Source organism: Halorubrum lipolyticum DSM 21995, assembly GCF_000337375.1.
Taxonomy (GTDB): domain Archaea; phylum Halobacteriota; class Halobacteria; order Halobacteriales; family Haloferacaceae; genus Halorubrum; species Halorubrum lipolyticum.
This window is the reverse complement of sequence record NZ_AOJG01000009.1, coordinates 94,562-119,008: the sequence shown is the minus strand read 5'-3', so window position 1 is coordinate 119,008 and position 24,447 is coordinate 94,562. Positions and strand designations below refer to the sequence as shown.

25 protein-coding genes are annotated in these 24,447 nt (G+C 65.7%); 13 read left to right on the top strand and 12 right to left on the bottom strand.

What is annotated here, in order from left to right:
* Positions 1-14 precede the first annotated feature (14 nt).
* The 3 genes from C469_RS03675 to nth all read right to left on the bottom strand — a co-directional run bounded on the left by C469_RS03675 (position 15) and on the right by nth (position 2,848).
* Positions 15-1,094 carry a glutamate--cysteine ligase gene (locus C469_RS03675; protein ID WP_008003967.1) on the bottom strand — a complete coding sequence of 360 codons (1,080 nt, stop codon included), beginning with the start codon at positions 1,092-1,094 and terminating at the stop codon, positions 15-17.
* 339 nt (positions 1,095-1,433) lie between these two features.
* Complete coding sequence (locus C469_RS03670; RefSeq protein ID WP_008003965.1) at positions 1,434-1,988, bottom strand: DoxX family protein; 555 nt, start codon at positions 1,986-1,988, stop codon at positions 1,434-1,436.
* A 176-nt stretch (positions 1,989-2,164) separates the two neighbouring features.
* Positions 2,165-2,848, bottom strand: a complete 684-nt coding sequence (gene nth, locus C469_RS03665) for an endonuclease III (protein WP_008003963.1) — start codon at positions 2,846-2,848, stop codon at positions 2,165-2,167.
* Between the two features lie 146 nt (positions 2,849-2,994).
* Between nth and C469_RS03660 the strand changes: the two genes are divergently transcribed.
* The 6 genes from C469_RS03660 (at position 2,995) to C469_RS16685 (ending at position 6,957) form a co-directional block, all read left to right on the top strand.
* A complete protein-coding gene (locus tag C469_RS03660; RefSeq protein WP_008003959.1) occupies positions 2,995-3,360 on the top strand; it encodes a hypothetical protein in 366 nt (121 codons plus the stop codon).
* Positions 3,361-3,439: 79 nt separating this feature from the next.
* Entirely contained in the window at positions 3,440-4,441 is a 1,002-nt protein-coding gene (locus C469_RS03655; protein ID WP_008003957.1) for a VOC family protein, read from the top strand.
* Positions 4,438-5,205, top strand: coding sequence for an alpha/beta hydrolase (locus C469_RS03650; RefSeq protein ID WP_008003955.1), 768 nt, complete (start codon positions 4,438-4,440; stop codon positions 5,203-5,205). The genes C469_RS03655 and C469_RS03650 overlap by 4 nt, the downstream gene beginning before the upstream one ends.
* Positions 5,206-5,361: 156 nt before the next feature.
* Positions 5,362-5,637 (top strand): transcriptional regulator, encoded by a 276-nt coding sequence (locus C469_RS03645; protein WP_008003954.1) that lies wholly within the window; start codon positions 5,362-5,364, stop codon positions 5,635-5,637.
* A 39-nt stretch (positions 5,638-5,676) separates the two neighbouring features.
* The gene (locus C469_RS03640) at positions 5,677-5,874 is read left to right on the top strand and encodes a hypothetical protein (protein WP_008003952.1); all 198 of its coding nucleotides are present in this window, start codon (positions 5,677-5,679) and stop codon (positions 5,872-5,874) included.
* 489 nt (positions 5,875-6,363) lie between these two features.
* Positions 6,364-6,957 carry a hypothetical protein gene (locus tag C469_RS16685; protein WP_147587246.1) on the top strand — a complete coding sequence of 198 codons (594 nt, stop codon included), beginning with the start codon at positions 6,364-6,366 and terminating at the stop codon, positions 6,955-6,957.
* 224 nt (positions 6,958-7,181) lie between these two features.
* Here the strand turns inward: C469_RS16685 and C469_RS03630 are convergent, their stop codons facing one another.
* Together C469_RS03630 and C469_RS03625 are read right to left on the bottom strand one after the other, a co-directional pair.
* A complete protein-coding gene (locus C469_RS03630) occupies positions 7,182-7,859 on the bottom strand; it encodes a type 1 glutamine amidotransferase domain-containing protein (protein ID WP_008003951.1) in 678 nt (225 codons plus the stop codon).
* 131 nt (positions 7,860-7,990) lie between these two features.
* Positions 7,991-8,275, bottom strand: coding sequence for a DUF357 domain-containing protein (locus C469_RS03625; RefSeq protein WP_008003950.1), 285 nt, complete (start codon positions 8,273-8,275; stop codon positions 7,991-7,993).
* A gap of 79 nt (positions 8,276-8,354) precedes the next feature.
* Between C469_RS03625 and C469_RS03620 the strand changes: the two genes are divergently transcribed.
* From C469_RS03620 to C469_RS03600, 5 genes are all read left to right on the top strand, one after another.
* Positions 8,355-9,080, top strand: a complete 726-nt coding sequence (locus tag C469_RS03620; protein WP_008003949.1) for an RNase P subunit p30 family protein — start codon at positions 8,355-8,357, stop codon at positions 9,078-9,080.
* Entirely contained in the window at positions 9,064-9,702 is a 639-nt protein-coding gene (locus C469_RS03615; RefSeq protein ID WP_008003948.1) for a class I SAM-dependent methyltransferase, read from the top strand. Before C469_RS03620 ends, C469_RS03615 begins: the two co-directional genes overlap by 17 nt.
* Before the next feature lie 7 nt (positions 9,703-9,709).
* Positions 9,710-10,189: an Rpp14/Pop5 family protein gene (locus tag C469_RS03610; protein ID WP_008003947.1), complete on the top strand. Its 480-nt coding sequence runs from the start codon at positions 9,710-9,712 to the stop codon at positions 10,187-10,189.
* A 4-nt stretch (positions 10,190-10,193) separates the two neighbouring features.
* A complete protein-coding gene (gene psmA / locus C469_RS03605; protein ID WP_008003946.1) occupies positions 10,194-10,994 on the top strand; it encodes an archaeal proteasome endopeptidase complex subunit alpha in 801 nt (266 codons plus the stop codon).
* 216 nt (positions 10,995-11,210) lie between these two features.
* Positions 11,211-11,798, top strand: a complete 588-nt coding sequence (locus tag C469_RS03600) for a response regulator (RefSeq protein WP_049910994.1) — start codon at positions 11,211-11,213, stop codon at positions 11,796-11,798.
* 719 nt (positions 11,799-12,517) lie between these two features.
* On the opposite strand, the gene C469_RS03590 is transcribed toward C469_RS03600, so the two are convergent.
* The 7 genes from C469_RS03590 to C469_RS03560 form a co-directional block, all read right to left on the bottom strand.
* Positions 12,518-14,185: an aldehyde ferredoxin oxidoreductase family protein gene (locus C469_RS03590; RefSeq protein ID WP_008003941.1), complete on the bottom strand. Its 1,668-nt coding sequence runs from the start codon at positions 14,183-14,185 to the stop codon at positions 12,518-12,520.
* A 266-nt stretch (positions 14,186-14,451) separates the two neighbouring features.
* Positions 14,452-15,474, bottom strand: coding sequence for an NADP-dependent oxidoreductase (locus C469_RS03585; RefSeq protein ID WP_008003939.1), 1,023 nt, complete (start codon positions 15,472-15,474; stop codon positions 14,452-14,454).
* 69 nt (positions 15,475-15,543) lie between these two features.
* Entirely contained in the window at positions 15,544-16,050 is a 507-nt protein-coding gene (locus C469_RS03580) for a hypothetical protein (RefSeq protein WP_008003937.1), read from the bottom strand.
* Positions 16,051-16,057: 7 nt separating this feature from the next.
* A complete protein-coding gene (locus C469_RS03575) occupies positions 16,058-16,615 on the bottom strand; it encodes a DUF7342 family protein (protein WP_008003935.1) in 558 nt (185 codons plus the stop codon).
* Between the two features lie 165 nt (positions 16,616-16,780).
* The gene (locus tag C469_RS03570; protein WP_008003933.1) at positions 16,781-17,932 is read right to left on the bottom strand and encodes a CapA family protein; all 1,152 of its coding nucleotides are present in this window, start codon (positions 17,930-17,932) and stop codon (positions 16,781-16,783) included.
* 95 nt (positions 17,933-18,027) lie between these two features.
* Positions 18,028-18,972 carry a DUF368 domain-containing protein gene (locus tag C469_RS03565; RefSeq protein ID WP_008003932.1) on the bottom strand — a complete coding sequence of 315 codons (945 nt, stop codon included), beginning with the start codon at positions 18,970-18,972 and terminating at the stop codon, positions 18,028-18,030.
* Between the two features lie 6 nt (positions 18,973-18,978).
* Positions 18,979-22,104: an oligosaccharyl transferase, archaeosortase A system-associated gene (locus C469_RS03560; RefSeq protein ID WP_049910993.1), complete on the bottom strand. Its 3,126-nt coding sequence runs from the start codon at positions 22,102-22,104 to the stop codon at positions 18,979-18,981.
* A gap of 98 nt (positions 22,105-22,202) precedes the next feature.
* Here C469_RS03560 and aglG point away from each other — a divergent pair, with 98 nt between their 5' ends.
* On the top strand, positions 22,203-23,141 hold the full coding sequence (aglG, locus tag C469_RS03555; protein WP_049910992.1) for a glucosyl-dolichyl phosphate glucuronosyltransferase: 939 nt from the start codon (positions 22,203-22,205) through the stop codon (positions 23,139-23,141).
* 113 nt (positions 23,142-23,254) lie between these two features.
* Positions 23,255-24,418: a glycosyltransferase gene (locus C469_RS16265; RefSeq protein ID WP_008003928.1), complete on the top strand. Its 1,164-nt coding sequence runs from the start codon at positions 23,255-23,257 to the stop codon at positions 24,416-24,418.
* The last annotated feature ends 29 nt before the right edge of the window (positions 24,419-24,447 follow it).

Genomic DNA, 24,447 nt, shown 5'->3' with positions numbered 1-24,447 from the left:
ACGACTCTTCCGACCTACGGTGACAACACGAGGTCGTCACAGAGCGCGTCGAGGCCCCCTTCCTCCTGAAGCCGGCGCTGACGTCGGGTTCCGCTCTCCGCCTCGTACACCGCGCGGATCCCGTCGATCCCGAGCCGGTCGCACTCGTCGTCGACGACCTCGCCGAGCGAGACCGTCCCCTCGCCGTCGCGGGTCACGAAGGAGGCGTCGTGGCCGCGGCGGATCGCGCGCCACTTGTTCTCGTCTAACAGTTCCCGGCGCAGGGTCGGCGGGGACTCGCCGTCCGCGTATCGCTCGGCGTAGTCGACGACGAGGGCGCGGACGTACTCGACCATCGCGAGGGTGACCGCCGGGTCGCGCTGGGCGTCCGGCGCGCGCACCTCGACCGTGCCGTGCCCGGTGTGGGGGCGCACGTCGAACCAGAGCTCGCCGCGGTCGTCGATGGAGCCCTGTTCGACCATCCGGCGCTCGTAGCGCTGGAAGGCGTCGAAGTCGTCGAACGCGGAAGGGATCCCCGTGTTCGGGAGGTTCTCGAATATCTTCGCGCGAGCCGACGCGAGCCCGGTGTCGAAGCCGTTCCAGAACGGAGAGTTCGCCGACAGCGCGAGCAGGACCGGACAGTGCCACCGGAGTCGGTTGGCGATCCAGACGGCCTTGTCCGCGTCGTCGACGCCGACGTGGACGTGGAGCCCCGCCGTGGTGTTGCGGTGTTGCGGGTACTGGATCCGGTCGAGTTGCGCCTGATACCGCGGTTTCTCGGCGTGGTCGAGCTCGCGCCACTTCGCGGCCGGGTGGAGGCCCGCGGCCGCGATCCGGTAGCCGTCGGCGGCGGCGTGGTCGACGAGCGCCTCCCGCACCGTCGAGAGGGCGTCGGCCGCGTTCGACGGGTCCTCGATCAGCTCCGTCTGCGCCTCGATAGTGCATTTAAATAGCTCGTGGTCGAATCCCTCCGGGACTTCTTCCGGAGGGTCCCGGCCGTAGACGAGATCGTCGGTCCCCGAGGTCGGGCGGCCGTCGGCATCGACGATGTAGAACTCCTCTTCGATGCCGAGGGTCCCCATCCGGGCGAACGCGTCTCGCGAACCGAGTTCCATTACCGCCCCGTATCGCCCGCGCGGTCTTATAAGGAGTGGAACCCGAAACGGAGCGCCGGTGCCGACAGGGCGCGAGGCTCTCGCCCTGCCGCGAGTCCTCGCAGCTGGGGCTTTGGAGGTCGTTCTCGTCGATCCGCTGTTAACCGTCTATAAGCGATCAACCGGCGATTTGAAGCAGGTCACTACAGAGCCACCGCTCCGACCTCAACGGATACGCGAATACCCTCAACGGCACTTCTCTGTGACAAAACGACGCTTAAAAACCAAGTCTGCTGAAAACGAGTCGGCGGCGCGCGTTCGCGCGCCCAGTCTCTCTCCGCACCCGCGCTCGTCCCCGCTTCAGCCGAGGACGTACCGGAGCGCCGGGAACTTCTCGACGAGCGCCTGCCCGCCGACCTCGAACCGCTCGATGTAGGCGTCGAGTCCGAGGACGCGGCCCGCGCCGAACGCGGCGACCGTGAGGAACACGATCACGTACACCAGCGTCGAGTCGAACAGCGCGAGCACGTCGCCGCTCCACCCGCCGAGGTAGAACAGCATCATCTGCATCGCGCCGCCGAAGGCGGCCAGCCGGACGAACGCCCCCGTGATGAGCGCCGCGCCGATGAGCAGCTGCGTGGCCGGGACGAAGACGTTGACGAACTCCATCAGCGCCGCGTTCGACGCCATCGCGGCGTACAGCCCGCTGACCGGGCTCGCGGGGTCGATGTTCGCGAGGTACCCCGCCGCGTCGAACGGCCACTCCGAAACCTTCCCGAGGCCGGCGAACAGGATCATCCCGCCGATGGTCGCCCGAAGCAGGACGATGAACAGCGCCGACAGCGAGTGGGCCTTGCCCAACAGCGTGACGCCGCCGATCTCCCCACCGAACTCGTTTGTGGTTTTCGTGGACATTGTGTCTCTCCTCACTTGCGAATACGCCGGGGACACACATAAACTCGGAAGCGAGTTCTCTTTCTGATGGAACGGATCGGCGATCTCCCCGCGTCGTTTGGGTCTTTAAATACCCGTCTCGAACGCGCCCGCGCATCCGATCGCCGGATGCGCCTATACAGCCCCGTTTCGGCCGCTTACCACGCCTCGCCGCTCGCCAGGTCCACGTCGCCGTCGCCCTTCTCGGAGGGACACACGTCCGCGAGCGCGCAGTCGTCGCAGTCCGGGTTGATCGCGGTACACGTCGCGCGGCCGTGGTCGATCATGAGGTGCGTGAACTGCTGCCAGTCGCCTTCGGGGACCACGCCGAGGAGGTCCTGCTCGATCGCCGTCGGGCTCTCCTCCTCCGTGATCCCGAGACGGCGGGTGAGCCGCTGGACGTGGGTGTCGACGACGATCCCCTCGACGACGTCGTGGCCGTGCTGGAGCACGACGTTGGCGGTCTTGCGGCCGACGCCCGCCAGGTCGGTCAGCTCCGACATGGTGTCGGGGACCTCGCCGTCGTGTTTCTCGGCGATGTCGGCGCAGGCCGACCGGATGTACTTCGCCTTGTTGTTGTAGTAGGTGATCGAGTTGATCGCCTCCGCGAGTTCCTCTTGGGGCGCGTTCGCGTACTCCTCGGGCGTCTCGTACGTCTCGAACAGATCGGCACAGACCTTGTTCACGCGCTCGTCCGTGCACTGCGCGGAGAGGATCACGGCGATGAGCAGCTCCAGCCGGTTCGAGTAGTTCAGCGAGATGGTCGAGTCCGGATACTCCTCGTAGAGCCGGTCGAGGACCTCCGCGACCTGCTCCTCCCGTGGCTCCAGTGGCGTTCCCATGCCGATCCCTCCGCGCGGGCGCCATTGAACGATCCGGAAGCGGAGCGCTCCCGTCTCGTCTCCCCGTTCCGTCTCCCCGCCCCTCGCCTCCCCGCCCCAACGACCCGAACCGGCAGATTCACGCCGTCGCCCCGACAGGTCGAAGCGTGTCCCGGTCTCGCGATCGACGGCGGCGACGCCCGGCCTACCGCCGTCGGCCACAGGAGTTCTACTGGCTGTGGATCGCCGCGACGGCGACGTACGGCGTCGGCGACGTGGTCTCGACGATCGCCTTCTTGGAGTACGTGCCGGCGATCCGAGAGGCGAACCCGGTGGTCGCCGTCGCGCTCGACTCGTTCGGGCTCGGCGGGCTCGTCCTCTTGAAAATCGCCGTCTACCTCGTGATGCTCTGGATCAGCGTCGCGGGCGCCCGCGACGGCGACGCGCTCCTCTACTACTTCCCGCCCGTTCTCCTGACGCTCGTCGGTACCTACCTCACCGCGAGCAACGTCCGACTGCTGTGGATCGCCTGAGGCGATCGCCGGCCGACGGTCTCCGCCCGCTCCCTCCCCGACCGACACCGGTTTGCTGCGCGCGACCCACCGTGGGTGCATGCCCTCTGACACGTCCGGGCTCCACCACGTGACGGGAATCGTCGGCGACGCGGCGGCCGCCGCCGCGTTCTACGCGGAGGCCCTCGGGCTCCGGCTCCTGCGCCGGACCGTGAACTACGAGGACGTTCATCAGTACCACCTCTACTTCGGCGACGCGACGGGCTCGCCCGGATCCGTGTTTACCGTCTTCCCGGACCCCCACGGCGACCCCGGTCGCGCCGGGAAACCCGGGTACGCCGCCGTCGCTTTCGCGGTCCCGCCGGGCTCGCTCGGCCACTGGCGCGAGCGGCTGGCCGACCGGGGGATCGCGGTTGAGGACGTCTCGGCGTCCGACCGGTTCGGCGACCGCGCGCTCTCCGTCTCCGACCCCTCCGGCACCCGCGTCGAACTGGTCGAGAGCGACGTCGACGGCGACCCGTGGATCGGCGAGAGCGACGACGGCGCTTCCGACGCCGACTCGGTCCCCGAGTCGGCCGCGATCCGCGGGCTGTACGGCGTCACCGCGCTCCCCGCCGACCCGTACGGGACGGCGAGCGTCCTCCAAACGCTCGGGTTCGAGTACGAGTCGGAGGTCGGCGACCGGATCCGGTACCGCGCGCCGGGCGAGCGCGCGACCGTCGTCGACCTGCTCGACCGGGACGCGCCGTACCTCCGCGAGGGGCCGGGCGCGCTCCACCACGCCGCCGTGCGCGTCCCCGACCGCGAGGCGCTGCTCGACTGGCACGGCCTGTTCCGCGACCGCGACTACGACGTGTCGCGGGTGAAGGACCGCCACTTCTTCCACTCGCTGTACGTGCGCGGCCCGGGCGGGCTCCTCGTCGAACTCGCGACCGAGGCGCCGACCCCCGACGGGCCGCGAGCTCCCGGGCTCGCGGACCCCGACGCGACCGGCCACGCGACGGAGCTGTACCTCCCGCCGCGGTTCGAGGACGACCGCGAGCTGATCGAGAGCCAGCTGCCCGCCTTCGAGATCGGGGACGGTCGAACGAGACCTCGATGAGCCGGAAGCTGTCCGGCGTCGAGGGGCCGCACGCCGCCGCCGCGCTGGAGACCGGGGGCGCCCCGGCCGCAGCCGCGGAAGTCGCGGTCGTGCTCGTCCACGGACGCGGCGGGACGGCCCAGGGCCTCCTCCGCCTCGCCGACGAGTTCTCCCGGCCGGGCGCGACGCTGCTCGCCCCGAACGCGGTCCGCTCGAACTGGTTCCCGGCCGGTCACGACGCCCCGATCGCCGCCAACGAGCCGGCGTTGACATCGGCGGTCGACTGCGTCGCGGCGACCCTCGACGCCGCCGGCGAGATCGGTATCGGACCCGAGCGCGTCGTCCTCGTCGGCGTCTCGCAGGGCGGCGCCGTCGTGAGCGAGTTCCTCCGCCGTCGTCCGCGACGGTACGGCGGCGCGTTCGTCGTCTCCGCGGCGCTTCCGGGCGAGGACCTGACCGAGCGATCGGTGTTCGATGGGGATGCGAGCGAGACCGGGAGCAGCGACCTCGCCGGCACGCCGGTCGCGATCGACAGCAGCGAGGGCGACCCGTACGTCCCGGTCGAGCGCGTGCGCGCGACGGCGGCGGCGTTCCGCCGGGCCGGCGCGGCGGTCGAGCTCCGGATCGACGAGGGCGACGGTCACGGCCTCTCGGACGCGACGATGGCGCGGATCGGCGACCGGATCGCGGCGCTGCTCGACGGCGACGACAAGGAGGGCGAACGCTCGGGCGACGAACGCTCGGGCGACGAACGCTCAGGCGACGAACGCTCGGGCGGCGAGTGAGAGACGATTCGACGGCGAGGCGGCGGTCGAGCCGACCGCGACCGAGGGCGCCACCGCGCTGGTAGTGCTGACGCCGAGACCGGACGCGTGAGCCGGAAGGGGTGAGCGAGGCCGATTCGGCGTGGACGTTTTATATACTGCCGTCGAATCCGACGTATGGAAACGACCCGCCAGCGCATCGCCGACACCCTCCGCGAGGGGCCGGCGACCGCGAGCGACCTCGGGGAGGCGCTGTCGCTGCCGACCCCCGTCGTGTACGACCACGTGGAGCACGTCTCGCGGTCGGTCGACGGCGAGGCGGAGCTGCTGGTCGCGCCGCCCGAGTGCCGCGACTGCGGCTTCGACGGCTTCGACGACCCGATCAACGAGCCCTCGCGGTGCCCGGAGTGCAAGAGCGAGCGGATCGAGGAGCCCGCGTTCGTGATCCGGTAGGACCGTTGTTTTTAAACAGCGGGCCGAGAGGTGCGATCCATGACGACCGCCCTCCCGGACCCGTTCGTCGACGACCTGCGGCTGTTCCTCCTGTTGAACGTCGCCGTTTGGATCGTGATCGGAGCGATCGTCGGCACCGTCTCGTTCGATCAGGGGATCCTCCGGTCGGCGATCCCGGCCGCCGTCGGCGGCGTCACGTCGGGCCTCGTTCTCCACTCGTCGCTCGTCTACGACTGAGAGAGGCTGCTGGACTCCGCGTCTTCAGACGTGGTCTCGTCCGAAACAGCCTCGATGCAGACTGCTCACTGAACAAGAGTTTTAACCAGTTGATCTGATACGGACATATGGGGAGTTCGGGCGAATCGGATACGCGAATCATCTTGACCACGGTAGCGATGGTCATCGCCGGGGGAGGAATGCTAGCGATGATCATTCAGGGTGACAGTGGTACTTCGGCAGTTGTCGCTGCAGTCTGTTTCTTGGGAGCGGCAGTAGTAGGCGTATTCCAGTTGATTTTCCGGCACCTGTGACCGTGAGCGGGACCCGCTCTCTTTGGACTGAACAACCTGCGGTCGAGACTTCCGGGGATGCGCGGCTGAATCACCGGCAAGATCGCACTTGCGTATCGACCACGAAGTGTTCTACCAGTTCAGAGAAGCGTTATCATCGCCGTGCGAAATTGAGCCAGCAGTAGCTATTTGCACCTTCTGACTTGTATGCGGACGTATGAACCGGAGAGAAGCCCTGTTCGCCATCGGAAGCGGGGGCGCTGTCGGTGGCGGTATGCTTGCTGGTAGTGCGTTGTATGGCTCGTCTGATCTCGCACTCGAACCGGCGAACGGCGGTTCCGTAGTCCGCAAGGACGGCGAACGGATCGATTCCCTCGCTAATGCTGTTTCTCCAGTCGAAAATGATGACGCGATCGTCGGCATCTCGATGCCTGACCGTGCGACGGTACAACGAGTTGCTGTTGAAGTCGTCTGGGGGATCCAACGCGATGGGCTCTGGTCGGATGTCACCATCGAACTCGAAGCAGAGAGTGATCTCGGGACGACGCTCAATCCCGGCCGTGCAACCGCGTACAATTCGACGTGGGGGAGAGCGGCGTCACCAGCCGATGGATCAACTTCCCCACGGCGACGGTATGGTTACCCGCGCGGAACGACTGCTGGCCGCACCGACACCGCTCTCACGGTTCATCCTGGCTCCGATCCGGAAGGGGCCCTAATAACACTCGAAGCGCGACTGTCAGCACGTTCGCTCACTGGCACTCGCGTCGAGCTAACTGCACCGGATGAACTGAATTACAGCCCCGAATAGTAGTCTGGTTCACTACAGAACTGGGTGTGGCTCCAGCATGAAATCAAGACGAACCGTTTGCTGACTACACCCTCTGTCTCTCGCAAGGTGCTCTTGACAGGTGTTGAGCAGTTCGGCCAGCGAAGCGGTACGTGAGTTCACTGTACCGAGCGATTCGTGAGCCCCCGATATCGATCGGAACCGGAGCGACATCTCTCGTTTTATACACCCGCTCGTGGGTCCGCCTACAGCTCGTCCAGCAGCGTCGTCGCCGCGTCGGCCGACGAGCCCGGGCCGCGTGCGGTGATCAGGTCGCCGTCGACCGCGACGCTCGTGTCGGCGTCGAGCTCGGCGTCCCAGTCGGCGCCGGCGAGGACGACCTCGTCTTCCACCCAGTACGGGAGCTTCCGGCCGTCCGGCATCACGTCGTCGCCGTCGACGATGTCCGCCTCCCACGCGTTCGGGAAGCCGGTGACGGAGCGCCCCTCGACGAGGGGGGTCCCGTCGGCCTCGCGGGTGAACGCTAGGATGCCGACCGCGTGGCAGACGACGAGCGCGACGCTCTCCTCGCCCGCGACCGCGTCGAGCAGGAGCTGGCGGGCGTGTCGGTCCTGATTCACGTCCCAGACGGTGCCGTGGCCGCCGGGGAACACGACCGCGTCGTAGCCGTCGGCCGAGACGGTCGCGATCGGCTCCGGATCGTTGAGCTTCGGGTGCTCCTCGTCGACCGCGCGGAGCTCCGCGACCCGCTCCTCGCCGCCCGCGGCCTCGGGGTCGAGCGACCGCTCGTCGACGACCGGCGGCGACCCCGAGGGGGTCGCGACCGTCACGTCGACGCCCTCCGCTTCGAGGGTCGTCAGCGGTTCGATGCACTCCTCGGCCCAGTAGCCCTCCTCACTTACGACGAACAGCGCGCTAGTCATGAGTGTCTCCTCGTTGGGGCGCTCGACGTAAAAGGCGCCCGCGCCCGGAAGCGACGAGGGGCGTCGCGGGATTTATAAGTCGTCGACCGAAGCAGCGCGCCGCACGCCGTCCCGCGGCGACGGCGCCCCGCTCACGTCGTGAACAGCTCGGTGTCGTCGGGGACGGCGAACAGCCCCATCCGGACGCCGGCGTCGAGCCAGCCGTAGCCGTACGAGTACGACGCGAGCGCGTTGACGGGGTCGCCGTCGTCGCGGAAGTGTCGCCCGTCCTCCAGATACGACTCGGCCATCTCCAGCACGTCGGCGGCGGCCTCGCCGAGCGGGGTGTCGGCGGGCGGGCGCGGCTCCGCGACCGCCAGCGCGTCGGCGAGCATCCGCTCGTAGCGGTCCGTCTTCTCCTCGAGATCCGCGGCCATGCGAGCCGTTCCGGAGAGCGGGTCAAAAACCCGTCGGCGAAGCGCAACCTCGATACCCCCGGGGGCGAAACGGGCGAGCATGTACGAGGCCGTCCACGCCCGCCCCGACGGCGACGCGACCGCCGCCCGCCACGCCGCCACCGCGGCGCGGCACGGCTACGACGGAGTCGTCGTCCGGACGCGGGACGCACTCGATCCGGCCGGGGAGAGCGGCGAGCCGTCGGACGAGGCGGCCGCGCTCCGCGACGAGTACGGGATCGACGTCGTCGACGCGGTCGAGATCGACGCCGCCGACGCCACGAGCGCGTCTGGCGCGGTGGGCAACTACCGGTCGAGCCGCACGGTCGTCTGTCTCGTCGGCGGCGACGACGGCCTCAACCGGTTCGCGGTCGAGGAGCCCCGCGTCGACGTGCTGGTCCGCCCCATGGACGGCTCGGGCGACTTCAATCACGTCCTCGCGAAGGCCGCCCGCGACAACGGGGTCCACGTCGAGTTCGACCTCGGTCCGCTGTTCCGCGCGACCGGCGGGAAGCGGGTCCGCGCGCTGGCCGACCTCCGGAAGCTCCGCGAGATCGTGACCTACTACGACGCGCCTCACGTCGTCAGTGCGAACCCCCGATCCCACCTCGAACTCCGGGCGCCGCGCGAGGTCGTCGCCGCCGCGGAGGCGGTCGGCTTCGACGCCGAGTGGGTCGAAGAGGGGCTCCGCGCGTGGGGCGAGATCGCGGGCCGCAACCGGGAGCGCCGCTCCGAGGCCTTCATAGAGCCGGGGGTCCGACTGGGCAGGTATGAAGAGGACGGTTGAGGAGCACGCCGCGCGCTTCTCCGAGAAGGCCGCCGAGTACGACGACTCGAAGAGCGACGAGTACCACGCCTGCGCGGGCCTCGTGATCGACTACGCCGATCCGAACCCCGACGACGTGGTCCTCGATCTGGGCGCCGGCACGGGCGCCATCGCCCTCGCGCTGGCGGACGACGCCGAGCGCGTGCTCGCCCGCGACATCAGCGAGGGGATGATGGACGAGGGGCGCCGCAAGGCCGACGAGCGCGGCCTCGACAACGTCGAGTTCGCGTACGGCGAGTTCCGCGAGCCCGAGGTCGATCCCGACCAGCGGGTCGACGTCGTCACGTCGAACTTCGCGCTCCACCACCTCGCGGACGACGAGAAGCGCGAGGCGATCCGCGAGATGGCCGCCACCGGCGCCCGCCGGGTCGTCCTCGGCGACGTGGCCTTCTTCGAATCGCCGGACCCCGACGCGCCCTTCTACGGGCCCAAGGTCGACGACCCGGCAACCGTCGGCACCCTCGTCGAGGCGTTCACGGCTGAGGGGTTCGCGGTGACCGCGGTCGAGCGCGTCCACGACCAGGTGGCGGTGATCGTCGCCGAGCGGCTCGACGACGGGGACGAAACCGCGCTCTCTCGGTGACCCCATCGTGAAACACCTCCCCAAACACCTCCGACCGCGCTGGCGGTACCTCGCGGTCGGGATCGAGACGTGGCCCGACGCCGAGATCCGGCGGCGCGGCTTCCAGCGTGCGCTGTGGTACGCCGCGGGCAACCTCCTCGGCGACGCCGGCAGCGCCGACGCCGACCTCACGCTGTTGGCCTTCTCGCACGGCGACGGCGAGGGCGAAGCGATCGTCCGGGCCAGACACGGACACGTCGACGAGGCGCGCGCGGTGATCGGCTGCGTGAGCGAGGTCGCCGACGCCCCCGTCGGGATCCGCGTTCGCGGGATTTCGGGGACGGTACGTGCCTGTGAGGAAAGATATATGGGTCGCGCGGGCGGTAGTTCGACACAGCGAGACGTCGCGTTCGAGGACGCCGAGCGGCCCGCTGTCGTGCGCGGCGACGCGCGCGACGTGCGGACCGAGTCGGGGTACGTCGGCGCGGCGGCGTTCGACACCGAGTGATATCATGCAGGGACAATCCCAACAGCAGGCGTACGACCGAGGAATCACAATCTTCTCTCCCGACGGCAGGCTCTACCAGGTCGAGTACGCCCGGGAGGCGGTGAAACGCGGGACCGCGAGCGTCGGCGTCCGCGCCGAGGACGGCGTCGTCCTCGCGGCGGACAAGCGCGCCCGGTCCCCGCTGATGGAGCCGGAGAGCATCGAGAAGCTCCACAAGGCCGACGACCACGTCGGCGTCGCCAGCGCGGGCCACGTCGCCGACGCGCGCCAGCTCATCGACTTCGCGCGCCGGCAGGCGCAGGTGAACCGCCTGCGCTACGGCGAGGCGATCGGCATCGAGACGCTCACCAAGAACATCACCGACCACATCCAGCAGTACACGCAGGTCGGCGGCGCGCGCCCCTTCGGCGTCGCGCTGATCGTCGGCGGCATCGAGAACGGCGAGCCGCGCCTGTTCGAGACCGACCCGTCCGGCACCCCCTACGAGTGGCAGGCGCTCTCGATCGGCTCCGACCGGAGCGACCTCCGGGACTACCTCGAGGAGGAGTACGAGGAGGGCCTCTCGACGGACGAGGCGGTCGGGCTCGCGCTCGACACCCTCGCGCAGTCGAACGACGGCGAGCTGTCGCCCGACGGCGTCGGCGTCGCCACGATCACGGTCGACGACGAGGAGTACGAGGAGCGACCGGCCGAGGAGATCGAGGCGATCCTCGAAGAGCGAGACCTCCTCGCAGTCGACGAGGACGATGCGGACGCCGCCGACGAGTCGGAGGACGCAGACGCCGAGACCGACGACGAGGAGTAACGCGACGGTCGGCGGTCCGCGGGCGCGCGCTTCGTTTTCTCGCGTTTTTCGCTAAAATCGGGCGGCACAGACGGCACACAGGTCGGTCGTCCAGCGGGTTTCCTCGAAGTCATCGGGGACTCGTACGACGTACGAGAACAGATAAAGTAGTGAGTACATTAAATTCAATTGAGTATCCTAGTAATACTTATCTTCTCTCGGAGATGGTGTATCAATATGGGTGAATCGAGAGATACTCACAAACGCCGGACTGTACTGATCGTCGACGATCTGCCCGAAGAAGTCGAACTCTATTCGGAATTTTTGGCGGATGAGTACACCGTTTTGACGGCACATTCCGGGACGGAGGCGCTGGAGAAGGTGAGTCCGGACGTCGACGTCGTGCTGCTTGATCGGCGCATGCCGGGGCTCTCCGGCGACGACGTGTTGGAGACCATCCGGGAGCGCGAGATCGACTGTCGGGTCGTCATGGTCACCGCGATCTCCCCCGGGACGGACATCCTCGACCTCCCGTTCGACGACTACCTGGTCAAACCGGTCTCTCGTGACGACATCCGAGACGCCGTCTCTCGGATGCTCGTCCGCGCGTCCTACGACGACACGATCCAAGAGCTCGTCGCCATCGTCTCGAAAATGGCGACGCTCGAATCGATGATGACGCTCTCGGAGATGGAAGCGAGTTCGAGATACACCGCGCTGACGGAACGGTTCGCCGACCTCCGGGCGGAGATCGACGTGCCGGGCTCGGACACCGAGCTGTACTCCGAGTTTTCCACCGAAAAGATAGACGGCGTATTCGGCTGACGACAGGCGCTCGTCCCTCCTCCCGAAAACCGACGCGAGGACTGAGTAGGGGCTCCGGAATTCGGGTGTTTCGACGCTTTCGAAGGCCGATTCCTCGGATGCAAAGCGGTACGGAACGAGGGGCGTCGAAAATTGCTTCTCGATCGATAGCGGGAGTGAGTATAGCGAGTTGGTTGAGTGGTTATTTATAAGTGATCGAGGGGTGTTGCTGTCGGTTATTTATACGTGATCGACGGCTCTCCGGTGAACACGTCCAAAGCCCCAGCCGGCGAGGCGGCTGCCCCTTTGAGTCCCGCCCCGCACAGCCTCACGCCTCCCCAGCCTCGTCGCTCGCTTCGTCGCCGGCGCTGCGCGCCGGCTGCATGAGGGACCGGAGGTCCCTCTCTGCTCGNTCCCCAGCCTCGTCGCTCGCTTCGTCGCCGGCGCTGCGCGCCGGCTGCATGAGGGACCGGAGGTCCCTCTCTGCTCGCGACTCCCTCGCGCGGCGCTCCTCGTGGCCAGCCGGCCACTCGGAGGCACGCGCCACCGCACATCTTTTATAAACGATCGTCGCTATCGCTTACGGCTTTTAAATACCGGATCGCCACTACCGATCTGCAACACGTACTCCCGCTACCGCGCACAGCCGTTCCCGTACTGCGCGATTCGTTGGTCCCGCGTAGTGACCGAGCCGGGCGAGTCCACTTGGAGAGAGTTCTCGCCTTCGCTACGCGTGAGCCTTACGCGGGTAGCGCCGAGTCCGGAACCGTCCCGTCCTCGTTCCACCCGCGGAGCTCGTAGTACGAGTCGATGGCGTCGTCGAGGCCGGGGAGCTCCGCTTCGTACGGGAGGCGGTCGTCGTCGCCGTCGATCCCGCGCCGGTTGTTGAAGTGGCGCTCTAAGGTGACCGTCCGCGCGCCCGCCGCGAGCAGCTCCTCGAAGTCGGCGTCGAAGAGCAGCTCGTAGCGCTCGGGCGTCATGAAGTCGCGCGAGAACTTGCAGACGACGCCGCTGTCGTTGAGCGCCATCAGGTTCTCGCGCTCGACGAGCCGCTCGGCCTTCCCCTCGAACCCCGCGGGCGCCATCGCCTCGTCTTCCTCGACGAGGGGGTACTCGACGGAGTAGAACGTCGCGTACATGTGGTCGGCGCCGCGGTTCGCGACCGCGTACGAGAGCGCCTGCCCGTGGAGGAGCCGACCCTCGTGGGCCGCGAAGTCCATGTTCTTCACCGACCAGTTGCCCACGCCGAGCTCCTCGTGGATCCGACCGATCCCCTCCGCAAGTTGGTCGCCCACGCCCTCGCGGTGGGCGGTCTTCTCGACGAGGTCCCAGATGAGCTCGCGGTTGCCGAACTCGTCCTCGGCGGCGAGGTACGCCGCGATCGTGTTGCCCGCGGAGATGGCGTCGAGCCCGTACTCGTCGCAGAGCCGGTTCGACTCCATCACGTCGACGACGTCGTCGATCCCCGAGTTCGAGCCGAACGCCATCGCCACCTCGAACTCCGGGCCCTCGGTCTCGACGCCGCGCGCCTCGTCGCGGGTCGGGAGCTTGCAGGCGAACGCGCACGCTGAGCACGTCCCCTTCTTGTACTTCTTCTCCGCGACGGCGGCGCCGTTGATCCCCTCGACGCCCTCGAAGGAGCGCTCGGAGAAGTAGTACGACGGCAACCCGTCCATCTCGTTGGCGAGGTCCATCACGGCCACCGTCCCCTGCTCTTTCATGATGTGGTCCTCGGTGGCGGCCTCGCGGTGGACGTCGTCGGCGGTCGCCGAGATCTCGAGGTCGGGCGCCGAGTCGCCGCCGAACGTGACTCCCTTGACGTTCTTCGAGCCGAGGACCGCCCCCAGCCCGCCGCGACCGAACGCGCGCTCCTCGGTCGTCATGACCGATGCGAATCGGACCTCGTGCTCGCCGGCGGGCCCGATCACGGCGGTCTGCTCCTTGGAGATGTCGCGTTCCTCTTCCAGATACCCCGTCGTCTCCGAGACGGTCGCCCCGACGAGCTCCGGGACGGCCTCGAACTCCACGCCGTCGTCGCGCACGTGAACGACGACCAGCTCGTCGCTCGCCCCCGCCAGCTCGATCGCCCCGTACCCCGTCGCCGCGAGGTGGCGCGACACGAACCCGCCGGCGTTCGACGAGAGGAGCCCGTCCGTCAGCGGCGAGAGCGCGGTGCAGTTCGTCCGCCCCGTGAAGCTCATCCGGGACGCCTGCATCGGCCCGGTGGTGAACACCGCGCGGTTCTCGGGACCGAGCGGGTCCGCGTCGAACGGGACCCGCTCGTGCGCGAGCCGCGTCGCCACGCCTCGCCCGCCGATGTACCGCTCCTGAACGCCCGTGATGTCGGTCTCGGCCGTCGTCCGCTCGCCGACGTCGATCGACAGCAGCGGCCCGGTACTGTGTAGCATGTCCCTTCATCCGGGGACGCGGTACAAAAACACCGATCCAAGGGGAACGGAGTGAGCGCTTTGAGCCCTCTCTACGGGTCTCGCGGGGGATATCGCCGCGCACCTCGGCGTCGATCGCCACCTCCTCCGCGGTGACGTCGCTCGCGGAGCCCCTCCTCGAACTCGCTCATACAGTCGTGTACGACACGACTGTCAATATACCCTTATGTCGATCAGATATCTGCGCTCTGTGGCGTCGAGACGAGCGTCAGCGTATCGGTGCCTCGCTACTCCTCGTCCCCGGCCGACACCCGCACCACCTGCTTGCCGATGTTGTCGCCAGAGAAGAGCCCGAGGAAGGCGTCGGGAGCGTTTTCCAACCCCTCCACGACGGTCTCGCGGTGTTCGAGCTCGCCGCTCGCGACCCAGCGCCCGAGCCGCTCGCTCGCCTCGCCGAATCGGGTCGCGAAATCGCCGATGAGCAGTCCCTCGACCTTGGCTCGCACCGCGATGAGCCCCGGGAGCTTCCGCGGCCCGGTCGGGACCTCCTCGTCGTTGTAGTGGGCGATCTGCCCGCAGACCGCGACCCGCGCGTCGAGGTTCAGCTGCGTGAACACGGCGTCCGTGATGGGACCGCCGACGTTGTCGTAGTAGACGTCGACGCCGTCGGGCGCGGCCTCAGCGAGCGCGGCGCGGTAGTCGTCGGTCGTCTTGTAGTTGATCGCGGCGTCGAAGCCGAGGTCGTCCGTGAGCCACGCCGTCTTCTCGTCGGATCCGGCGAAGCCGACCACGCGACAACCGTTGCGCTTGGCGATCTGACCGACGACCGACCCGACCGCGCCCGCGGCGCCGGAGACGACGACCGTGTCGCCGGGCTTGGGCTCGCCGACCTCCAGCAGACCGAAGTAGGCGGTCCGTCCCGGCATGCCGAGCACGCCGAGGTACGCCTCCGGGTCGGCGACCGACGGGTCGACCGGGGCGACCTCGTCGGCGTCGAGCGTCGCGTAGTCGGCCCACCGTCCCTCGCCGGTCACGAGGTCGCCCGCGTCGTAGGCGTCGCTCGCGCTCTCGACCACTTCGCCGACGACCCCGCCTTTGAGCGCGTCGCCGACGTCCCACGGCTCCGCGTACGACTCCGCGTCGCGCATCCGGCCGCGCATGTACGGGTCGACCGAGAGGAATCGCGTTCGGACGAGGAGTTCGCCGGGGGCAGGCGACGGAACGTCCGTCTCGCGCAGTTCGAAGCTGTCCATGTCGGGCTCGCCGTCGGGTCGCTCGGCGAGCAGCCACTCGCGGTTGGTGTTCGTCACGGTCGGCCTTGACGGCAGTGACCCAATAGCGTTTGGACGCCAGCAGGGAGCGGGGTCGAAATGAGCGGGTTATTTCACTCCTCCCGCTGGAAGGCTCGGGACCCCATCGTCCCACGTCAGCGCGTCGAGTACGTCCACGAGATCGTCTATTCGACGATCGAACACGTTGAGTGGATGCGCATCGAGAAACGCCGCTTCCTTGCGCAGCACCGTTTCTCCTCGGGAATCGATCTGGAAGTGGCACGCTCCGAGGTCGGTATGCGTTTCGTCCTGATGCCACCCCACCATGAGGTCCCGGTCGGATTCGACCCACTGAATCCGGTAGAAGTCGTACGAATGGGACTGCGGGAAGTCGAATGTGACTTGCAGTTCCGCCTCGTCGACGGGGTACGCCGTTCCGAGGAACATCGCGGGTGCGATCGTGGCCCGGACGCCGACCTTGTTTCCGGCCGACGTGTGATACCAGACCTGCTCAACTGGAGAATCACCTGAGGAGATCTGTGTCTGCAACCGATTGAAAATCCTGGAGAGCAGCGTTCGCTTATCGAGGTTCGTCCGATTTGCGAGAAATATCATCCGTCGGCTACTGTGAGAGTGGAATCGACGAATTCGACGGTCCGTTCTGGCCCGGGTAGAGTTCTCGGGCGTCGTCGTAGAGCTCGAGTGCGTGTTTGAGCAGGCGTTTATTATCCTCGTAGCGTTCCCACCGGCGAAGGATACGGTTGCGTTCTCGGATCGCCGTGCTGTCAAGACCGTCATCTGCGAGCGTCGATTCTAACTCATCGCGTGATTCGACCTCGTACTCGGTCTTCCACTCGTCGATCTCCGACTGAATGTTCGCGATCTCCTCGCGGAGTTCCTCCCGCGTATGCGTGTTGATCAGCTCGGTCACTTCGCTGAAGTAGCGCAGCTGGTAGTTCGGTGCGTACTTGGTGTGTCCGTCGTCGCCGTCGACGGCCTGTAGTTGCCCGAATTCGACGAGCATCTCGAGTTCGTCTTTCGCGGTTTGCCACGCGGACACCTGCGCTTCCTTTCGCACCCACTCGACAGAGCGCGCCTCGGTGAGCGTCGTCGCAATCTCTCTGACTCGTTCACGGGCAGAGAGGTCGTCGGTCCAAGACCCGAGGCCACGGTCAGTCATGAGTGACGGTACGCGTTGTGATCTATTATTTCTTTGGACAGATCACACATATACGAGATTGCTCTTCGTTTGCAGGGTGTTTGAATGAAACAGTCTGTTCGTTGGGCTAACGGAGAAAACTGTGGAGAACCTCCTGCGGTGTCGGTTTCTGACGGCAACTGTGCCTTACTCCTCGCCCAGCGGAAACACCAACTGGTCGTCGCTCTGCTCAATTTCAGTCTCGAACACCGCAGAACGCTCTGCGAGGGTGTCCCGCACCCACTCGGAGACCTCGTCGTCCGCCAGCGTCGCCGCCTCGTCGACGATTTCGATCGGCTCGACGACCAGCTCGTCGAGTCCGCCGTCGCGCGCGACCAGCTCGAAGAGGGCGCTCCGCTTGTTGCGGACGCCCTGGCGGTCCTGATAGCTGACGTAGTCGTCGACGAAGTCGCCCGCGTCGTAGATGATCGGGCGCCCCAGATACACCTCGACGCCCTGCAGCACGTGCGCGCTGTGGCCGTGGACGACGTCGACGCCGCGCTCGATCAGCCACCGGCCGAACCGCTCGTGGACGGCCCGCGGCTCCGTCTCCCAGTTCGGTCCCCAGTGGAGCGAGGCGACGACGAGGTCGGGGTCGCGGGCCGCCGCGCGGTCGAGGATCGCCTCGACGAGCGAGCGCGTCGCGGATCTGGCGGGGTCGAGCGTCGCGAAGGAGGTCCCCGCCGTCGACGCCCCCGCCGCGAACTCCCGAGACTGATCGGTGAGGCCGAAGGCGGCGACGGTGAGGTCGCCAGCCTCGAACAGCGCGGGTTCGAGCGCGGACTCGCGGTCGGTGCCGGAACCGGCGTGGGCGATTCCGGCCTCGGTCAGATGCGCGTCGGTGTCGCGGAGCGCGGGCTCGCCGTAGTCGAGGACGTGGTTGTTCGCGAGCGAGACGAACGAGGCGCCCGCGGCCTCCAGCGCGGGTACGGCGAAGGCGGGATCCGACCGGAAGTAGTATCCCTTGTCCGGCCAGCGCGTCCCGCGATCGGAGACGCAACACTCCAGGTTGCCGACGAGACCGTCGAGGTCGCGGAGTCGCGAGAGCGTCGTTCCCCAGACGTTCTCGGGGTCGTCGTCGGCCCACCGCTCGTTGACGCTCCGGCCGAGCATCAGGTCGCCGACGAACCCGATCCGGGTCGCGTCGGGGTCTGCGGTGTCAGAGTCGTCGCTCGCGTCGGCGGTGTCACCGGCCGCTTCGCGGCTCTCGCCATCTGCAGTCGGCGGCGTGGCGGCACACCCGGCGACTCCCGCGAGCCCGGCGATACCCGATGCCAGCAGGGTCCGGCGCGTTCGCATCAGTCTCGGCTTCGATGAGTCCCGACTTTAATGTGCGGTCCCCGGAGAGCGAGTCGAAGTCGCGAAGAGAACCACTGACCGTGTGCCGGCGACGGTCAGTACTCGATCGCCGCGGAGTACCGGTCCAACACGAGCACGAGCGCGGCGCCGCCGACGGCCGCGAGCGCGAACCGCGGCGCCGCCGCCGACCACGGTTCCCCGCTCTCGGACAGCCGGATCGACACCTCGACGACGGGCGCCCGGAGCGCGCCGACGATCAGGCTGACGAGGAACGCGAGCGTCGCGGCGCGCGCCCGGGAGAGCGCGTACTTCACGGCGTGAGCGATCGTGAACACGCCGACGACGCCGCCCAAGAGAAACGCCGCGACCGGCGGGAGCGTCTCGGTGAGCGCGTCGCTCCCGTTCCCGAGTGCGAATCCCGCGATCCCGTCGACGAAGCGGCTCACCGTGCCGGACATGTACTCGTACTGGCCGAGCACGACCAGGAGGAGCGACCCGGAGACGCCCGGGAGGATCATCGCGCTGACCGCGACCGCGCCGGCGACGAACACGACCGGCAGCGAGCTGGCGAGCGCGGTCGAGGCGTACCCCGACGCGAGGAATGCGAGCGAGAATCCGCCGATCGCGGCCGCCTTCCGGCGCGGCGTGTCGAGCTCGACGTCGCCGAGCAGGACCGCCGCGCTCGCGGCGATCAGCCCGAAGAAGAAGCCGTACGTCGCGACCGGGCGCGTGTCGAGCAGGTAGTCGACACCGCTGAGCACGGCGATGACCGCGGTGCCGATGCCCGCGAGCAGCACGACCAGGAAGGCGCCGTCGATCTCGTGGAACGCGGCGCGCGCGTCCGGGATGTTGTCCGGGTGGAGGCCCGCGAGCAGCCGCCGGATCCGCGAGGGGTCGACGGCGGTGACCGCCGCGATCAGCCGCTCGTAGATCCCGACGATCAGCGCGATGGTGCCGCCGGAGACGCCGGGGACCGCGTCCGCGCTCCCCATCGCGACGCCCTTCAGATACAGCGTCACCCAGTCTCGGAGGCCGGCCATGGTGAGTTACGCGCTCGCGCTGTCGAGGCCGATCGACTCGCTGGTGACCGAGTCACCGGCGGCCACCGAGGCGGTCTCGTTGGTGGTGTTGCCGTCGTTGTTCCCGCCGTCGTCGCTCTGGTCAACCGGACACTCGGGGTCGCCGCTCGGGCAGTCGACGACCTCCTCTTCGAGTTCGACCGTCGCCGCCGCGTCGTCTTCGCCGACGACCTGGCCCTCGGTCACCTCGACCTGCCCGACGCGCTGGGTCGTGTAGAGGTCGTCGTCGGTGGTCTGTTCGGTGGTGACGTTATAGGGGCCGGTGGCGCGGACGCTCGTGTTCGTGTAGCCGTTCTCGGGGCCGAACTCGTCGTAGCCCGTCGTCGAGTACGGGACCGTCAGCTCGAAGTTCCCGTTCTCGTCGGCCTCGGCGTACTGGGTGTACTCGAACGTCTGTCCCGTGGGCTTTTCCATCTCGACGGTCGCTTCGACCTCCTCGCCGGGCGTCGCGCCCGAGCCCTCGATCGTCCCGCCGGGGACTCGCTCGAACGTCTTCACGAAGTTGTCTTGATACGCCCCGAAGAGGGTCTCGCCGAACACCGACTGCAGGTCGACGCCGAACCGCTGGGCGAGGACGGCGGCCTGCTGGGCGTACGGCGACTGCCCCGGCGACTGCGTGGCGTGGACGAGCCGGTGGTGTTCGAGCGCCTCGACGCGCTCGCTGGGGAGGCCCATGACGCCACCGACCTGCGCGGAGCCGTCCTCCTCGACGTACGACCGCGCCGCGGACATGTTGTCGAACTGTTGGATGGCCCCGCCGTCGCCCGACACGACGCCGATCTCGACCTGTCCGCCGTCGCTGGTCTGGGCGGTCTGCGACTCCCAGTCGACGACGACCGGCTCGGGGTCGACCGCGCTCCCGTAGTGCTGGTACAGCCGGATCATCTGGCTCTCGTGGTAGCGCTGGGTCCGCGTTTGGAGGACCGGTTGGAAGCCGCCCTGCTCCGTCTGCTGGTAGAGCCGTTCGTTGAAGTCCTGCACCGTCTCGTTCCCCGAGTAGAAGGTGACCGGTGCGTTGAACTTCGAGTTCGGCGAGGCCATCTGCCAGTCGACCATCACGTAGCGGGTGTTTGCGCCCTCGTCGCTCTGGCTCGCGAGGACCTCGGTCGACTCCGCCTCGCTCGGCGCGAGGAGGTAGTCAGCGGCCGCGCCCGCGTTCTGCTGGAACGGGTTCGCGTTCGGGATGCGCTCGGCGCGCGTGGTGATCCAGTGGCCGTAGTCCCACCACGACTGCACGCCGTACGCGCCTTCGGGGTAGTCGAAGTCGCCGTCAGCGGGGCGCTCGTAGGTGCCGTACAGCTCCATCGGGTTGTCGGCGCCCTCGAGTTCGCCCGGCGTGGGCGTCTCGTCGTTCATCCACTGGAGCCCCTCGTCCCACTCCGTGACGCTCCCGGGCTGCGTGGAGTTGCCGGCGGTCCAGACGGGCGTGGCGACGCCGACGAGCGGGACGATGAGGATCGCGAGCACCGCGGCGATGGTGAGAACCTGCCACCCCTCGACATTTCGGAGCGCGTCGAGTGAGGAGAGATCGAGCGCGTCGAAGCTCACCTGCAGGAAGTACGCGGTCCCGACCGCGACGATCACCGCGAGGTAGTAGTTGAAGCGGGTCTGGGTGAACGCGGCGCTCCCGATGAACGCCGCCCACACGACGAAGTAGAGTTCTTCGGTGTCGTACTCGACGAGGAACGTGGTACCGACGAGGAACGCCGCGGCGATGACGAGTCCGACCACCTGCCAGCTCACGCCGACGACGCCGCCGATGGCGTCGTACAGTTGGGGGACCGCGTAGACGGAGCCGACCACGGCGAGCGCGGCCGGGATGTAGAGCGTGTGGTTGGTGTCGTCAGAGCGGTAGAGGGGGCGGGCGACGATATAGAGGACTGCGGCGAGCGCGAGGAAGAACGCGAGGCCGTACTGAGAGAGGACGAAATCAGAGAAGGCGGCCTCTTGGAGGGGGGGTTGGCCTTCACCGATCGTTTGGAACGAGGCGCTCGCACTGAAGCCGACGAAATTCAGGAGGTTACTTACGAGGGTTGACCACAGTGACGGGATCGCGAGCCAGACGACGCCTGCGGACGCGAGGATGAGTCCGCCGACTGCGGGCGGATAACTTGCGGTGTCGAGATCTCGCGACTCCCACTGTCGGGCGAGCCACGCGAGGAAGACGCTGCCGACCGCGACACCAAGTGGGAGGACGATCTGGAGTAAAGAGTAGCCGGTGGGTGAGAATGCGAACTGATTGAGGGGGATCACTTGCATGAGGCCGGAGACAGCCATTGCGATCGCACCCACAAAGACGGTCGGTTCGGGGCTTGTTCCGTGGGACACGTCGCTCGTGATCTTGACCGCTAGGAAGACGCCAGTAAACCCGACCATGAGGACGCCCGGCTGCCACGTCCACATGTAGAGGCCGAGGGCGACGCCGGCAGCGGCTGCGTACGCGGCCGGACGCTTGAGTGCGGTCCAGTCGCGGTCGATTACCAGCTCCCAGACGGGTGCTTCGCGGTCGGCGACTGCGAAGGCGACGAGGAACGCGAGGACGGCCAGACTCTGAAAGAGGACCTCGGCCGCGCTATGATCCGGGAAGCCGACGAGGCTGTAGCTGAAGAAGGTACCTGATAAGAGTGCGAGTACGATGACCGCGGCGAGCGCTGCGAACCGATCGACGAACCGGCGCGCGATGAAGTAGGTCGGAATCGCGACGAGGGTCCCAGCGATTGGCGCCATGATGAGCATGACCTCTTCGGTGCTCCCCATGATCGGGCGAGCGATCCAGATGCTAATTGCTAAGATGTGGTCCCAAAGAGTGCCGAACTGGCCAACTTGATTGCCGATTGGGAAACCAGTCCAGACATCGAATGGAAGCGTATTCGGCCAGTTTTCGAGGAGGTAGTTTGTTTCGCGGAGGTGGTACCACGGATCGTTACCGCGGAAGTAGACTTCACCATTTTGAATGAAATTACCGTACGACCGAAGGCGGGTCCACAACATGAACGCAAGCGTCCCGAGGAGGACAGGGACGTGATACCACCGTCGGAGCGTGTCGAGGGAGGATTCCCCCTCGTTTCCAACGGCGTCGGTTTGCTGACTCATTACACGATTGCACTACCAAAACGTCCATAAGGCTTGTTATATACCGCCCGGAAACCGGTTCAGAATCCTTATTGATCCGCACAGCAAAGTTGATGATAATGAAGGTCTCCGTCGTCGTCTGCACCTACACGATTGACCGCTACGATGTCTTCACGGAGGCAGTTGAGAGCGCCATCGCCCAGACCTACGATCCGATTGAGATCGTGCTCGTGATTGACGGCAATCCCGAGGTGTACGAACGCGCAGTCGAGGACTTCGGTGACCGCGAGAACCTCATTGTTTCTGATAACGACGAAAATCAGGGGATCTCCTACAGCCGGACACGAGGCGCGGAGCTGGCGTCTGGGGAGATCGTCGCGTTCATCGACGACGACGGCGTCGCCGAAAAGGACTGGATCGCGAGGCTCGTCGACGTGTACGAGGAGACGGACGCTATCGCAGTAGGAGGCGATGTACGTCCGAACTGGCAGGGAGAGCGGCCGGAATTTTTCCCCGAAGAGTTCTACTGGCTCGTTGGGTGCGTCGAGCCGGGATTCGCGGATGACGGTGAAGAAGTCCGGAACACGTACGGGTCGAATATCTCGTACCGGCGCGAGGCGTTTCTGGAGGTTGGTGGATATGATCCGAACACGGGTCGAAAAGGCGACAAGCACCTGCAGGCACATGAAGCACCTGTGGGGATTCGGCTTTTGGAGCAGTTTGGACAGGGAATGGTGTACACCGAAGACTCGGTTGTGTATCACACTTTATTCGACTACCGGGGGGACTTCCGGTGGTTGCTGTTCCGATCGTTCTGGCAAGGGTACTCAAAGCGTGTAATGGATCTCCTGTATCCGGATGCGCCCGACGCCAAAGGAGATTACCTCAAGTGGTTGTTTGCCGATCGACTGCCTCGTCGGCTTCGGGGACTTGTCCGGTCACCGTCTGGAGCTGCAATCAAGCAATTAGTCGCGATCGGTGCGTTTACTATGGCAGTTGTGCTGGGGTACCTGTACGCGATTGTGACCCCAGGTTTGGTAAAAAAGGCGAATAAATAAAACAATCGATATATTTAGTCACGAATTTCAAGATCAATGTTTCTTTTTATTATACCTCCACAGACAATATACGTTCGTGAAATCTATAACACGCAAAATACGATCGACTACCAATGAACAACGACTCACTCTCTGTGAATAATAATATCGCCGTAGCGCATTGGGGGGAACATGTGAATGGTGGGGGAGATCGCGTCGCATGGGAGCTTTCACGTGTTTTTGAAAATTCACCCCTCTACGTGGGTTGGCGTGACGAATCAATTGAACCGGATGACTTAGATGTAGAACAATTGATCGACGGCCGAGTTAACCAGTGGGCACTTCGACGAGGTGGTGTCACACGAATGCTATCTCATCTTCTTGGGTGGCAAGTAGCTGAACCTCTTAGAGATCACGATGTGCTGGTGACCAGTGGGAACGAACCATTGTTTTATGTTCCACCCACGGAACAGGTTTGGGTCGCATATATCCATCATACCAATCGTCGTCAGTCGGATCAAATATCCGAGGTGAGAAATGATAAAATTCCATCACTGAAGCTTCTCTTCTATTATGTGGTTCGTGTTCTATTCGATCACAACACTCACAAACCAGATCTATTCATAGCCAACTCTGAGCAAGTGAAACGCCGGATGACTCGATACTGGGGCATTCCGGGGCAAAAAATCGATGTTGTGTACCCACCCGTAGACACTCATAACTACTCACCAGACGATAAGATGACCGAAGATTATTATCTCACTCTTTCCCGGTTAGACTGGCACAAGAGTGTTGATGACATTATCCGTGCATTTGATGAGATTGACGCTAAATTGGTTGTCGCCGGAGACGGGCCTGAACGAGACAACTTGGAAGCGATCGCCGGTGAGAATATTGAATTCGCTGGCTACGTGAGTGAATCTACGAAAAAAAAGTTGTTGGCCGGTGCAAAAGCATTTGTGTTCAACGGTCAAGATGAGGACTTCGGAATTTCTCCTGTTGAAGCCTTTGCAGCAGGAACACCATTAATTGGGGTAAATGAGGGTATGACTCAGTACCAGACCGTTTGTGGAAAGAACGGGTACACATTCGAACGTGATCATAGCGGCCAAAGTATTCGCAACATGGTTAAAAAATTTGAAAAAGACGGTGTTAAATGGGGAGAAAATGAGATATCCTCATTTGCAGAGCGGTTCTCAGTGGGTGCTTTCCATGAACAAATTCGAGAGTCTGTTAATTACGCTATCGAAAAATCGGATATTACACCCAACTGGTATACTAATTATAATACGCAATGATGAATCAAGAACAATATTCTATATCCTTG